Origin of the sequence: Anaerococcus lactolyticus ATCC 51172, assembly GCF_000156575.1 — a bacterium.
Taxonomy (GTDB): Bacteria; Bacillota; Clostridia; order Tissierellales; family Peptoniphilaceae; genus Anaerococcus; species Anaerococcus lactolyticus.
This window is the reverse complement of record NZ_GG666045.1, coordinates 394,316-408,633: the sequence shown is the minus strand read 5'-3', so window position 1 is coordinate 408,633 and position 14,318 is coordinate 394,316. Positions and strand designations below refer to the sequence as shown.

The window sequence follows — 14,318 nt, the reverse complement described above, 5'->3', positions numbered from 1 at the left end:
GTGTTAATGTCATGTGTGTAAAGAAGTGAGGTTAATTAGCAATTCTGGTCTAAAAATCACTAAGAAGGATAATATAAACTAGGTCTAATTGGATTGATTCAACAGAAAGAAATGCTAGCATAGGTGTCAATAAAAGATAAATAAGAGCTAAAAAGTAATTATTTTATAGGAGGAAGTTTGAAAGGTTCAGAATGTAGATTAATAGAATATATGGAGGGTTCTAAAAAGCGTTTTATAATTCCAGTATATCAGCGTAACTATGACTGGAAGATAGAGAATTGTAAACAGCTTTATGATGACCTTGTTAAGGTGATAAAAAACAAAAGAAGAAGCCATTTCTTTGGAAGTTTGGTTTCAGTTTATGAACCATCCGGAAGAAATACGGAGTTTCTTGTAATTGATGGACAGCAAAGGCTAACAACAGTGTCATTATTGCTCTTAGCAATGTATAATCTTATAAAGTTTGAAATAGTAAGGTCGAGAGACACTTTATTAGATAAGCAGATTTATGAGGATTTCTTGGTTGATAAATATCAGCCAGAGGAAACTCGTATTAAATTAAAGCCTGTAAAGAACGATCAAAAGGCATTTGGCAAGCTATTTAATGATGTTAATGAATACATAAGAGAATCAAATCTAACCACTAACTACAATTATTTCTTTGAAAGAATCCAAAAGCAAGAAATAAGTATTGATGAATTGTTTGATGCAATATGTAGATTAGAGATTATTAACATCACACTTAACAATGAGGATAACCCTCAGTTAATATTTGAAAGCTTGAACTCAACGGGTCTTGATTTAAGCGAAGGCGATAAAATAAGAAATTTTATATTGATGGGGCTACCTTCAAAAGAACAAGATGAATACTATGAAAAATATTGGAATAGAATTGAAGAATTTACAAAATATAATGTTAGCTCCTTTGTTAGGGATTATCTGAGTGTCAAGCAGCTCGCTATACCATCGCAGAAGAAAATTTATATTAGTTTTAAAGATTATGTCGATAGGCAATCGATTGAAACAGAAGACCTTCTGAAAGATTTATTGGCATATGCTAAACGATACGAAATTTTACTATGTGGAGGAACAAAGAACAGGACGTTGGACTCAAGTATCTATAGGTTAAATAGACTAGAGACAACAGTTACAAGACCATTCTTCCTTGAAGTATTAAGGCTTTATGATGAAAATAAACTGGATATTGCAGATATTGCCGAAATATTTTTGATTACAGAGAATTATTTATTCAGAAGAACAATATGTGATCTACCTACAAATGCTTTGAATAAAATATTCCTTATTCTTCATAGAGAAATCACAAGGTATGAAGGTAATGATGTGGGATATGTTGAAAAATTTAAGTATGCACTTTTATCAAAGAAAGAAAAGGCACGCTTCCCTGACGACGATGAATTTGCTGAAAGATTTACTGGTAGACAAATTTACCAGATGAATAGCAAGAACAAGATTTATATCATGGAACGTCTTGAAAATTATTCTACCTTAGAAGACAAGGATGTATATGGCCATTTTGACGATGGTACTTATTCCATAGAGCATATTATGCCACAGCACTTAATTCCAGCGTGGGTTAAGGCCATTGGTGAAGACTATGAAGAGATTCATAAGCTATGGCTTCATAGAATTGCAAATCTGACTTTGACTGCTTATAATTCAAAATATAGTAACTCTACATTCGAAGAAAAGAAAACAATGAAGAATGGCTTCGAAGACAGTGGTATCCGAATGAATACTTATATTGCCAAGAAAGATAAATGGACTTTAGCTGAACTTGAAGAGCGCAACCAATATTTAATGGGAAGGGCTCTAGAAATTTGGGCCTTGCCAACAAGTACATTTAAGCCAGCAGAAAAGCTTATGGATTCATATACTTTAGACGATGATACTTCATTAAGCGGAAGATTAATTGCGCGCTTCAGCTATAAAAATACAGAACAGCCAGTTTCAAGTTGGGTAGAAATGTTTCAAAAAGTATTACAAATTCTATATTCTGAAGACAAGAGCGTGATTACAAGACTTGCCGTATCTAAAGATGGTAGCGTTGCTCAGCATTTTACCATGAATGTAGAAGATTTCAAAAAGAGTGTTGAAATTGGAGATGGCATTTACGTATGGACTAATTCAAGCACACAGAGCAAGCTTTCAGTATTAAATAGAGTGTTTAAATTATACGATTCCGATCCAAGTGATTTAGTATTTTACCTACGTGACGATATTGAAAGTACAGAGGAAGAGACAGAAACGCGATACGAGATACGAAGAAAATATTGGACCTATGCATTAGGTTTTATCAAGGAAGCTCATAGAGAAGGTGGTTCTTTTACTAATGTAAATGCATCAAAAAATAATTGGATTAGCGGTTTCTTTGGAATTAGCGGATTTAATATTAGCTGTATAGCAAACTACGATTTTGCAAGGGTTGACTTGTTTTTAGGAAAAGCTAAGAAAGAAGAGAATAAAAAAGCTTTTGATATGCTGATGACTCATAAGGATGATATTGAAAATACGTTAGGAGTATCGCTCATTTGGTACCGCGGTGATGATATCAAGTCATCAAAAATATCATATCAGTTAAATGGTGTAAGCATAAAAAATGAAACTGACTGGCTTAAGATGGCAAGATTCCATGTGGGGTGGAGCAAAAAATTCTATGATGTTATAGTACCTTATCTTGGATGATATTAGGCCGAGAAGGTAAGCGTTTTTAAATACATGGATTAATAGATCATGAACAAGAAAATCTATATGTTGAATTATTTATAGAAATTAAGGATGAATTAGATCAAACTATGAATATTTGAAACAATATTTTAATGCATAGAGAGAATAATTATTTTAATACGACAAATTAATCTATGTATTAAAAAGATAAAATAAAATTTCATTCAAAGAAATGATACTTAATGAAATGACATAATTAAATTTTATTTATATTGACAACTCAAGCCATGTTGAAAGTATTGTCTTAATTATTAAATAAAGATATTTAAGTGAATAAAATTAAGATAAAAATATGCACCCACAAGGGTGCATATTAATTTTAAATTGATTTACATTGATAGATTTTGAACTTATTTTGTTAATGATTATTATTTTTTGATTTTTGACTATATTTTTTTGATGAGTAGTAGGCTAATATAGATATAATTAAAATTATTATAATTAATCTAAGACCTTTTATTCCGGTTTTTACATTTTGCTTTGATACTACTTCGTACCTTGTAGTTGGTTCAGCACTAGTGTAGGTAACAGGCGAGTTTTTAATCGCACTATTATTTATAAATTCACTTGAATTTGTAAGAACATTATTATCTATTATTTCAGAGCCGTTAGTAATTTCATCGATGGCTATAAGTTCAGGACTTGGATTGGTATTATCACTAGGCTCAATATTATCGAATTCACCATCATATTCTCCTACTTCTCCACTATTGTTCCTATCAATCATAAAAGGATAGATCCACACAGTATTTTTAACAGGTATTGGAAATAAACCGGAATTCTTGACTTCAGCAATAGTTAAAGGATATTTTCCATCAGTATTAATTGTGTTAAGTATTTGTTTTTGTTCGTCAGTTAGCTTAGCGTATGCTTCGCTGGTTTTTGAATGGGTAGAAAAAATTGAACCATCGGTTAGACTTTTATTTACTATATAATCTTCTTCATCATTATTGTTTATATCAATCATGAAAGGATAAATCCAGACATCGCTTTTAACAGGTATTGTAAATTCACCAGATTTTTTGACTTCAGCAATAGTTAGTGGATATTTTCCGTCAGTATTCATTTCGTTGAGTTTTTGTTTTTGCCAGTCAGATAATTTTGCGTAAGCTTCTTTGGTTTTCTTATGAGTAGCAAAAATTGAATTATCAGCTTTACTTGTATTTATTAAATCATCGTCTTCAGTATTAAAGGATTTAAATTCATTAGTTTTTTCAATATTTGAACTAATAATCTTACATGATTTACTATTTGGTGCATCAATATGGTTATTTTCTCCTAAAATTATAGTTTCTGGCGTAAGTAAAGTTTCAGACGATTTGTTACTAAGTTCTAAATCTATATCCTTATTATTATCTGATGAAAATGTTCTTTCATCACCTAATAAATTTGTTTTGCTAGACATTGTCAGCAAATTCATTAAAGTTAAGTTTTCAATCCTTGTATTATTGTTATTTAATGAATTGTTTTCTAGTTTATATCTAAGGTCAAAATTAGTATTTCTATAGGATTCAAATAAATCTTTATTTGCCCTTATTGAGTCTAGTAAGGCTTGGGAGTTGGTAATAACTCCGTCCTTATCGGTATCATCTATGAAAGGATACAGCCAGTCACTAAAAAATATTAATAAATCTTGATTATTTGAATTGTTTAGATTAGAAATTGATAAGGGATTTTTTTCATTATTATTTTTTACCAATTCATCTAATATATCTTGTTTTTCTTTGCTAATTTTTAAATATGGAATTTTATATTTTGGATTGTTGAAAAACAAGGAATCTTGATTAATATTTTCTTTTTCAATAAAATTTCCATTTATCAAATTCTCTATTGTATCTATATCTTCTTTTAAGTTATTTAAAGAATATGCTATCCACTCAGTATTATCCTTTTGCATGGAATTTGAATTAAATATTATGGAATTATCATATAATAATTTTATTTCTTCGCTTGAGTTAATATAATTAGGGCTTGTTTTAATTTCTTCGATTAACTTAAGAAGATTTTCTTTTTTATTTTGGATTTCTCTAAGAGAATCCTCTGAATTAAGCGAAAAATTTTGACTGTTATAATTTGGAATTCTAGTATTTTCTTTGTCTATTTGGCTAGCATAAGTTGTTCCGTTTGTAAAAATTGCGGCAAGGGCAAGTATATATATGATGTATTTCTTCGTTTTCATAGCATACCTCACTTTTTATTAGACTATACTTCTTTAATTTAAAGATTTTACTTTGATATTATAAAAAAAGTTGAAATGAGTATAATTCAGTCAAAGTAAATGTTCTTTTCTTAATTTGTTAATTAAAGACCGCCTATTTAAAGCTAGTTTATATTTATCTGGAGGATATTATGAAAAATATTTAAAACCTTAAGCTATTTTATTTATTACGGCGATTTTTCTTGTTTGATGTGAATGTCAGAAAGATTCCTCTGAGCTTGAGAAGGGAAGAGTGGTTAACGAAAAATCAAAGAGAAGATTCCATAAATATTCTATGTAAAATTAATAGTTAATAAATTAAAGTCGAATAAATTTTATTTAGCACTCAGGATTGGTTTCTTTTCTAAATTTTATAGAAAAAATTATTTGTTTAGTTGTTTATGTATAGTAATTATTGAAAAAAAGATATATATAGATATAGTTTTAAGTAATAAAGTGAGGAATATAATACTGTATGGACAATAATTTGGATATAGAATATAAAATCATACCCTATGATGATAAGTCTAAAATAGAAGAGTTTGATCTTGATGAGATTATTTTTGACTTAGATAGTGAGCTTGATTTATTAGAAAGTAAGGCTGATAAGTTAGATTATTTAATAGCTATAGCAAGTGGTCTTATTTGCGGAATGCTTGATATACTTTGGGTTAAAGATTTTGACTTCGCAAGGGGACGTGAACTGGCTAATAATAAGGTAGAAGGCTTTGTAAAAAAGACTGCAGAGTTAGTTGAAGGAAAAAAGTTTGAGAATTTGGGTGACGCAGTAAGGGCTTTGGAGAAGAGATTTCCTATACCAGCTGATGGTAACACTATTGATTTTGGTGGAGGTCTCCAGCACCATTTGAGAGATTTTGCCCATCATCCAACTATAGCTGGCCTTTCCTTTTCTCTCTTGACTCAATTTACGGAAAAGTCTTATGGAACTGATGTAACTGGTAAATTTATTATATTTGATGTTGCTGAAAATAGTAAGGCTTTTATTGGAGATAATCTTGGGGAAAAATTAATAAAAGGGACACTTACCTGGTTTTTTCATCTAGTAAGTGATATGGCTGGTTCAAGTGTGACTGCAGGATTAAGTGGCGGCACAGGTATTCCTGGACCAATCCTTAGCTTGGCAAAAGAAATTTCTGTCCTTCCCTTTTTTAATAAAATAAATATAAAAGATGATATGTCCTTATCAGTTTTCTTATCAAAACTATTTAATGGTACACTTTTGATGAAAAGAGATGAAAAGGGACAAATAATCAAGGATTCTGTATATAGGTTTGACCTGCGAGCTGAGTTTGGTATTGCCTTAGAACTAGGAAAACAAGCTGTTCCTGTTCTTGCTAATGAATGTATAGTTAGGGGATTTTATTTTATAAGACATTTCGCTCTTGCTATGAAAGAAATAAAAGTTTCATCATTTAAAGATATGAGAAAGATTGATTGGAACCTAGTAAAACCAGTAGATAATCCGACAATATCTCGAATGTTGACAATTTCTACAGGAGTTTTTACTGGCCTTGACCTAGGAGAAGCAATTTTAACTCAGAAATACTGGCTATCAATTAACTATGTTGGGGTAGGTAGGTTTGCGCTTGCTATTTCAACTGATTTGAGCTATGGCTTAAAAAAGAGGAATCTTAAGAAAATAAGGACTGCCTATGAAAAAATCCAAAGGCAAACTCTTATAAATCCAACCAACCAAGAAATGGGAGTTAAGCCAAGTGGTGATATGAATAAGCTTGGTTTAAGTCTTGAACAAGCTGAAATTCTATTTAATATTGAATATTTAATAGTCTTAAATGATATAGAAAATACCAATAATTTTATAGTCAGAGGTAAGGCTTTTGATTTGAAAATTAAATGGCTAGCTGAGTGGAAACAAATTATAACAAAAAAATTTGAAACTTTTACTCAAGTACCTGGAGCTGTGATGAATTGGTATTCTCAGGACAAATTAGAAGAAAAAATCATCAAACTAAATCCTACTAAAGCTTGGTTTAGGTTAGTTCTATTAGAATCAATGCTTTTTGAGCCCTATTATCCTTTAAAAGCTGTAAAGAATAAAAAGGATAAGTACGTCCTATCAAAACGCTACAATTCATTGAATAATCCTATTAATAGATTTAATAAAGAAAAAGCAAGTCTGTTTTTAAATGAACAATTTACAGGGATGTATTGCGAAGAAGGTTATGTAGACCGACTTAGAAAGTCATTTAATAAACAAATAAGAAATTTAAACTTGTTTTTTAAGCTAGATATTAAAAAATTGTCTCAAATATCAGGTATTGCTGCAATAGGTTTTCTAGGTTTTGGATTTACTGGAGCTTTGACTGCAGTGGTAGTTCAGGGGAAGAAAAGCGCTATTATTGAAGCAGCAAAATTACTAACTTCTATTAGAGAGATATTCCTAGATGATGATAAGGATCTTGAATTTTCCATTAAAGTATTAGAAAAATATACTGAGAGTATTACAAAGATTGAAAAGAATCTAGTAGATTTGAGATTAAAAAGGGGCAGTTTAGATAGCAAAGAGAAAAGTGATAATGAAAAACAGATAAAAAATTTAGAAGAAAATGTAGTGGTAATGAAAATTGCAAGAAAAATTATGATCAAAATGAACAATGAATTCAAATATTAATAGATTAATTATTTGTTGAGTTTCGTTTTTTTAAAAAAGAAAGGTTTCATTTAAAATTCAATGGGTAGTGGTATATGAATTGGATAAATAGTTTTGAGATGATCTGTTATTTTATTGTCTTTTTGCTAGTTTATGACATCTATAAATCTAAAAAATATAGGGAATATGGACTCTTGATTTCTGGAGCCTTGGCTGGATTTTCTTTGGAACTTTTGGCAGTAAGATTAACTGATATCTATCATTACAGTGATGATTTTTTCATAAGCATAGGCTTTAGACCCTACCAATTTCCGTTTTTTGGAGGACTTATGTGGGGAGGCATAACGGTCTGCGCCCTTAGAATTGCGAGAAAATTTAATTTTAGTAAATTAATGACCGCTCTATTAGCGGGTTGGTTAATAGTAAGTATGGATTTGCTTTTAGATGTTGTAGCAATTAGACTTGATGGGGGATTCTGGGTCTGGGATGGTCGAGAAATAAATCTTGACATAAACCACCATATTCTAATGAGTGTAATTTGGGTGAATTTTTTAGGATATATGTTTGAAGTTCCATCCATTGTTTATATGACCCTAAAAAGTTGGGAAAATGAAAATGATAAGGCAAAAATTAATATAGGAAAGTCATTATTGATCGGAGCAGGCGGAGTTATTTTTGTAGGGATTTGTTCTTATATTTCTCTTTTTCTAGACAAAATAAGTGATGAATGGTTTTCGTTCCTAGCTTTTTCTCTCATATGGACATTTTTTTTTATAAAATTACTAGCCAAGCTAATAAAAAATCGAGAAAAAATTAGCCTATCCAAGAAAAAAGACTGGACTTTAATAATATTCTGGACTGCTCTCTATACCTACTGTATAGAAGGTCTAATAAAACTAGGCATAATTCCAGCTCTTCCAATATATGGAATAATCACCATATTCTTGTTTGTCTTAACTATATTTCTTTCTATTATTAATATAGAAAATGGAGTGACAAGATAAGAATTTAAAAAAACTTCCATAATCCATATGAATTATGGAAGTTTTTTAATTTGTATTTTTTCCATTATTAATTAAGGTATAAGTCTTTATGATAAGACAAATGATAATTATTATCAAAAAATAATTGACAAAAATAAAAGCTAGGGCTATACTATAAATAGTTAGGCATACCTAACTATAAATTAATTGGAGGAAATATGAAATTTAAAAAAATATTAATGGCACTAGCGATGCTTATTATTGCCAGCTCTTGTTCAAAAAATGTAAATAAAACTGATTCGGATGCTACAAAACAAGGTGATGGTAAAAAGATAGTTACTGTTACTACATCATTTTTATACGACATGGTAGGTAATTTAGTTGGGGATAAGGTTGATAGGGAACTTATTATTCCTGCTGGCGAAGACCCACACCTTTATACTGCTAAGCCACAAGATTTGGAGAAGATTAAGAAGGCTGATTTGCTTTTATACCATGGTCTTCACTTTGAAGGCAAGATGGTTGATGTTCTTGAAAAGAAGGGTTCTGCAGTTTCTAGAACTTTCAAAAAAGAAGATATAGGCGAAATGGAAGAGGGTGGAAAGGTTGTTGTTGACCCACACTTTTGGTTTTCTATAAATCTATATAAGGAAGCTACAAAAAACGCTGCAGAAGATTTAGAAAAACTTCTCCCTGAAGAAAAAGACAATATTGAGAAAAATCTAGAAACTTATCTTGCTAAGCTTGATGACCTTGATAAGGAAAATAAGGAAAAAATAAACTCAATTCCTGAAGCTAGCAGGTATTTGATAACCCCACACGATGCATTTAATTATTTTTCACGAGCTTATAAGATTCCAGTAAAGGCCCCACAAGGAGTTTCAACTGACAGTGAAGTTGCAAATAAGGATATAGAAGATACTGTAAACTTTATTGTAAAGAACAAGGTTAAGGCAATTTTTGCAGAATCAACCACAGACCCAATGAGGATGGAAAAATTAAGGGAAGCTGTAAAGGCAAAGGGTTTTGATGTAAAAGTTGTTTCTGGCGAGGGAAAGGAACTTTTCTCAGATTCTCTAGCACCAGAAGGCCAACCAGGTGATACCTATATAGATATGTATAAACACAATGTTGATTTAATAGTAGAAAATTTGAAATAGGTGAAATTTTGAAAGATGTAATCATAAAAGTAGAGGACATGACAATTGCATACGCAGACAAGCCTGTTCTTTGGGATAATGATATTGATATAATTAATAATTCAATAACAGCTATAATTGGTCCTAATGGGGCAGGAAAATCTACCTTGATTAAGGGAATCTTGAACCTACAAAAGAAATTATCTGGGTCTGTATTAATTATGGGCAAGCCTTTTGATGAGGTTAAGAAAAAAATTGCTTATATTCCCCAGACAGCTTCTGTTAATTGGGATTTCCCTACAACAGTTCTTGATGTTGTCCTAATGGGTAGGTATGTCCACCTTGGTTGGCTCAAAAGGCCAACTAAGGATGACTATGTCCTTGCAAGGAAGGCTCTAGAAAAAATAGGTATGCAAGATTTTGAAGATAGGCAAATTTCGGAGCTTTCTGGTGGTCAAAGGCAAAGAGTTTTTATAGCAAGAGCTATAGCCCAAGATGCTGACATATATTTTATGGATGAGCCCTTGGCTGGTGTTGACAAGGTGACAGAAAAAGTAATTTTTGATTTTATGAAAGATTCTCAAATGAAGGGGAAAACTTCCATAGTTGTTCACCATGACCTTAATACCATAGAAAAATATTTCGATCATATTATTATCTTAAATAAAAAAGTAATTGCGCAAGGACCTGTTTCTGAGGCTTTCACAAAAGAAAATGTGGATAAGGCCTTTGTGAGGTAAGCTTATGGATATTTTTAGAAACTATTCTTTTATAATAGTTGCCCTTGGTACAGTAATTTTAGCTATGGCAACTGGCATAATCGGCTCTATAAGTGTTTTAAAGGGCAAGTCATTAATCGGTGACGCCATCGGACACTCTACCTATCCGGGAATTGTCCTCGCCTTTATGTTGTCAATGGAAAAATCTCCTATTATACTTCTACTAGGAGCAGCTATAGCTGGGGCTATATCTTTTTTCTTAATTGATATAATTGCTAATAATTCAAAGATAGATCTTGATGCTACTTTGGCTATTGTATTATCAAGTTTTTTTGGATTTGGCATGGTTTTAAAATCTTTTATCCAAGGCAACCCTACCTATGCAGGGGTTTCTCAGTCAGGACTTAAAAATTATATTTTTGGTCAGGCCTCATATATTATGAGAAATGATGTTAAGATAATATTTGTCGTTTCAATTTTTTCACTTTTACTTCTTCTAGCTTTCTATAAGGAAATAAAGGTTTATGTATTTGATGAAGTTTACGCTAAAACAATTGGTATAAATCCTGTTTTGATGAATACTGTAATTTTACTTGCTACCATGCTTTTAATTACAACTGGTCTAAAACTTGTTGGAGCAATTTTGATTTCATCTATGCTCATAGTGCCCGCAATTACAGCCTTACAATGGACTGATAAATTTCATGTGATGTTAATAATAGCTGGTCTTTGTGGTGGTATATCTGCCTTTGTTGGAACATATATTTCCACTGTCTATGATGGAATGAGTACAGGATCTACAATTATTCTTATCATGAGCTTTATCTCTTTAATATCCATGGTAGTTGGGCCAAGAGGAATGCGTAAAATGATTGTGAGGAAAAATTATGATGGACTTTCTTAGTTATTGTTTTATTGACAATTATCAAACCTTGTTGGTTCTCTTGGTTACAGCAATAGCATGTAGTTTAATTGGGGTTTTCCTTGTGCTAAGAAGACTTTCTATGCTTGCCGATGCTATTAGCCATTCAATCCTTTTGGGAATAGTGATTGCGTATTTTATAGTAAGGGAAATTACTTCGGTTTATTTGGTTTTTGGTGCTGCGATTTTTGGTGTAATAACAGTATTTTCCATAGAATCACTTTCTAAAACCAAGCTGGTTAAAAATGACGATGCAGTGGGAATTGTTTTTCCGATGTTTTTTGCCTTGGCAGTAATTCTTATTACAAAATATGCGAGAAATGTCCATCTGGATGTGGATGTTGTCCTAATGGGTGAGGTAATCATGGCTCCCCTAAATACTATGAATTTTTTTGGTGTAGAAATTCCTAAATCACTTTTGCAGATGTCAGTAATGGGCATATTGAATTTAGCCTTCATAGTAGTATTCTATAAAGAATTAAAACTAACTACTTTTGATACAGAGTTTGCAAAAATAGCAGGATTTTCTGAAGTGCTTTTATTTTATGGATTAATGACTCTTACATCATTTACAACTGTTGTTGCCTTCGAGGCAGTAGGAGCTATTTTGGTAATATCCTTCTTAATCGCTCCTGCGGCGAGTGCGTATTTAATAAGCAAAAATCTTAGAACAATGATTATCATATCGGTCCTATATGCCATAATAAATTCAATCTTAGGATTTGTTCTTGCCATGTATTACAATCTTTCAATGTCAGGCATGTCTGCAACCATGGCAGGTATAAGCTTTTTAATCACATTTTTATTTAATAAGAATGGATTTTTGATGAAAATAATTACACGCAAGAAAAAGCATATAGAATTCAAAAAAGATGCCTTTTTAATTCACGTTGGTAACCACCAATCAAAAAAAGATTCTAAAGAGGAATTAGGTCTTGCAACAATTTACAGGCACCTATCATGGAAAAAAGAAGATATAGAAAAATATAGCCAGATTTTAATTTCTGAAAATAAGATATTGGTAGATGAGGGTATTTATAAATTAACTGAAAAAGGTAGAATCTTATATATAAGTTTGCTAAAAGATTATGGACTATGAGGTAAAGATGAACTCTATTAGACAAGACTATATTCAGGCAATATATAGGCTTTCGAAAGATAAGGGCTATACAAACAATAAAAATATTTCAGATTATTTTTCGATTAGCAGGCCGTCTGTAAGCGAAATGATCAAAAAGCTAATAGAAGATGGGCTGGTTATCCAGGAAAAAACTAAAATATATTTATCCGATTTAGGGGACAAGGAGGCCAAAGCAATCTTGTCTAAACATAGGATTTGGGAGTGCTTCCTAGTAGATGTCTTAGGTCTTAATGGAGGAATAGTCCACGACCAATCGGACTTGTTAGAACACGTCACAAGCGAAGAAATGTTTACAGCCTTGAATAAATTTTTAGATTATCCCAAAAAATCACCAAAGGGTAAGAGAATCTATACAAACGAAAATAAGTGATATTTAAAAGCCAAGTTCAAATTTTAGCCTGTTGAACAAACTAAAACTATGGACTTGGCTTTCTACATATAATTTCTTGGGAATAAGGTTTGAATTATAAAAGAAGATAGGCTGAAAAGGTGAATTTGATAGGTAGTTTTTATGCAGTAAAAAAAGAGGTGAATATATGAAGAAAAATGAATTATCAAGTGAAGACTTACATTTTTTAAATGTTAGTAGTGAGAATTTTAAAAAAGGTCAGTCGTTTAAAGATTATAAAAAAGATATAAAAAGATGGTTAATGATATGTCCACGGTCTTATAGCAGTGAAGATGCTGATGAGACAATAGAAAAATATAAGGTAGAAATTAGCAAGGCCCACTACAATGAGGTGCCCGTTGCTGATATTGCTTGTGATATAGGTTATTGTTGTGGTTGAATTGAATGTTTTAGAAAAAAACATCTAACTTTTAAAGCTAGACGTTTTTACTTTCATCACCCAAATTTCTTAATTTATCAACTTGTTCTTCTTGTCCCAGAACTATTAAAACATCGCCTATTTTAAAGGTGTAGGAACCATGAGGGTTAAAAATCATTTTGCCATCTTCAAATTTTTTGATAGCTAAGACTATTAGGCCAGTTTTGTTTGGGATTTGGGCTTCTATTAGGTTTTTGTTTTCTAGGTAGGATCCTCTTTTGACTATTACTTCCTCAAGGTCTAGCTCAACATCTCCTACTTTAGTGACTACGTCTAAAAATGACATTATATTTGGCCTTATCATTAGAGATGCCATTCTTTTTCCGCTTATTTCTGTAGCTGAAAGTGTCTTGTTGGCTCCTACTTTCATTAGTTTATCGCTGCCTGATTTTGTTATGGAGTTTGAAATAATATATATATCCTTATTCATATTCCTTGCAGTTAGGACAGTAACAATGTTATCAACTTCAGTATCTAGGGTAGAAATAAGGCCCTTGGCTCTCATGATACCTGCGTGGTCGAGGACGCTTTCTTCTGTGGATTGACCTTCAACTACCAAAATATCATGGTGGCTGTAATCATCTAGGTCTACACGGTTATTTGTAATTACTACAAAGTCTAATTTTTCTTTTATAAATTTATTTATAATAACTTCTGCAAGCTCACCTGATCCACAAATTATATAGTGATTAGTAAGAGCTGAAATTTTTTTATCCATCTTGCTTCCCTTCCACAAATCTCCAAGTTTTCCCTCAACAAACATGGCTACAACAGTTGTAAAAGTATAACCAACTATGCCTACTCCTAAAAAAATCATTAAAATAGAAAAAAGTTCAGATGCATCGCTAGTTGTGCCCACTTCTCCAAAACCGACTGTAGAAATAGTTATGACTGTCATGTAGAGTGCATCAACAAAGTCTACTTTTAGTAAGACCATATAGCCAAGAACACCAACTACAAGCAAAAATACAAAGGCGCCGATAATCAATTTAAGTTTTCTTTTCTCTTCCACA

At 31.5% G+C, this 14,318-nt stretch carries 11 protein-coding genes; 9 read left to right on the top strand and 2 right to left on the bottom strand.

Annotated elements, in window-relative coordinates:
• The first annotated feature begins 177 nt into the window (after positions 1-177).
• Positions 178-2,703, top strand: a complete 2,526-nt coding sequence (locus tag HMPREF0072_RS04550; RefSeq protein WP_004827726.1) for a DUF4268 domain-containing protein — start codon at positions 178-180, stop codon at positions 2,701-2,703.
• Between the two features lie 400 nt (positions 2,704-3,103).
• Here HMPREF0072_RS04550 and HMPREF0072_RS04545 read toward each other — a convergent pair whose 3' ends face one another.
• The gene (locus HMPREF0072_RS04545) at positions 3,104-4,924 is read right to left on the bottom strand and encodes a hypothetical protein (protein ID WP_004827723.1); all 1,821 of its coding nucleotides are present in this window, start codon (positions 4,922-4,924) and stop codon (positions 3,104-3,106) included.
• A 493-nt stretch (positions 4,925-5,417) separates the two neighbouring features.
• Between HMPREF0072_RS04545 and HMPREF0072_RS04540 the strand changes: the two genes are divergently transcribed.
• The 8 genes from HMPREF0072_RS04540 to HMPREF0072_RS04505 all read left to right on the top strand — a co-directional run bounded on the left by HMPREF0072_RS04540 (position 5,418) and on the right by HMPREF0072_RS04505 (position 13,266).
• Positions 5,418-7,595 (top strand): hypothetical protein, encoded by a 2,178-nt coding sequence (locus HMPREF0072_RS04540; protein ID WP_004827722.1) that lies wholly within the window; start codon positions 5,418-5,420, stop codon positions 7,593-7,595.
• Between the two features lie 74 nt (positions 7,596-7,669).
• The gene (locus tag HMPREF0072_RS04535; protein WP_004827719.1) at positions 7,670-8,578 is read left to right on the top strand and encodes a carotenoid biosynthesis protein; all 909 of its coding nucleotides are present in this window, start codon (positions 7,670-7,672) and stop codon (positions 8,576-8,578) included.
• Between the two features lie 197 nt (positions 8,579-8,775).
• Complete coding sequence (locus tag HMPREF0072_RS04530; protein ID WP_004827717.1) at positions 8,776-9,717, top strand: metal ABC transporter solute-binding protein, Zn/Mn family; 942 nt, start codon at positions 8,776-8,778, stop codon at positions 9,715-9,717.
• 8 nt (positions 9,718-9,725) lie between these two features.
• Positions 9,726-10,436 (top strand): metal ABC transporter ATP-binding protein, encoded by a 711-nt coding sequence (locus HMPREF0072_RS04525; protein WP_004827716.1) that lies wholly within the window; start codon positions 9,726-9,728, stop codon positions 10,434-10,436.
• 4 nt (positions 10,437-10,440) lie between these two features.
• Positions 10,441-11,319: a metal ABC transporter permease gene (locus HMPREF0072_RS04520; RefSeq protein ID WP_004827713.1), complete on the top strand. Its 879-nt coding sequence runs from the start codon at positions 10,441-10,443 to the stop codon at positions 11,317-11,319.
• A complete protein-coding gene (locus HMPREF0072_RS04515) occupies positions 11,303-12,436 on the top strand; it encodes a metal ABC transporter permease (protein WP_004827712.1) in 1,134 nt (377 codons plus the stop codon). The genes HMPREF0072_RS04520 and HMPREF0072_RS04515 overlap by 17 nt, the downstream gene beginning before the upstream one ends.
• 7 nt (positions 12,437-12,443) lie before the next feature.
• Positions 12,444-12,848 carry a metal-dependent transcriptional regulator gene (locus HMPREF0072_RS04510; protein WP_037327740.1) on the top strand — a complete coding sequence of 135 codons (405 nt, stop codon included), beginning with the start codon at positions 12,444-12,446 and terminating at the stop codon, positions 12,846-12,848.
• Between the two features lie 166 nt (positions 12,849-13,014).
• A complete protein-coding gene (locus HMPREF0072_RS04505) occupies positions 13,015-13,266 on the top strand; it encodes a hypothetical protein (protein WP_004827708.1) in 252 nt (83 codons plus the stop codon).
• Positions 13,267-13,303: 37 nt separating this feature from the next.
• On the opposite strand, the gene HMPREF0072_RS04500 is transcribed toward HMPREF0072_RS04505, so the two are convergent.
• A complete protein-coding gene (locus HMPREF0072_RS04500) occupies positions 13,304-14,317 on the bottom strand; it encodes a potassium channel family protein (protein WP_004827706.1) in 1,014 nt (337 codons plus the stop codon).
• Position 14,318 lies beyond the last annotated feature (1 nt).

Bases quoted from the DNA above. Each gene is read 5' to 3' on its own strand.
- HMPREF0072_RS04545 (WP_004827723.1), bottom strand. From the start codon at position 4,924: ATGAAAACGAAGAAATACATCATATATATACTTGCCCTTGCCGCAATT.
- HMPREF0072_RS04540 (WP_004827722.1), top strand. From the start codon at position 5,418: ATGGACAATAATTTGGATATAGAATATAAAATCATACCCTATGATGAT.
- HMPREF0072_RS04535 (WP_004827719.1), top strand. From the start codon at position 7,670: ATGAATTGGATAAATAGTTTTGAGATGATCTGTTATTTTATTGTCTTT.
- HMPREF0072_RS04530 (WP_004827717.1), top strand. From the start codon at position 8,776: ATGAAATTTAAAAAAATATTAATGGCACTAGCGATGCTTATTATTGCC.
- HMPREF0072_RS04520 (WP_004827713.1), top strand. From the start codon at position 10,441: ATGGATATTTTTAGAAACTATTCTTTTATAATAGTTGCCCTTGGTACA.
- HMPREF0072_RS04515 (WP_004827712.1), top strand. From the start codon at position 11,303: ATGATGGACTTTCTTAGTTATTGTTTTATTGACAATTATCAAACCTTG.
- HMPREF0072_RS04510 (WP_037327740.1), top strand. From the start codon at position 12,444: ATGAACTCTATTAGACAAGACTATATTCAGGCAATATATAGGCTTTCG.
- HMPREF0072_RS04505 (WP_004827708.1), top strand. From the start codon at position 13,015: ATGAAGAAAAATGAATTATCAAGTGAAGACTTACATTTTTTAAATGTT.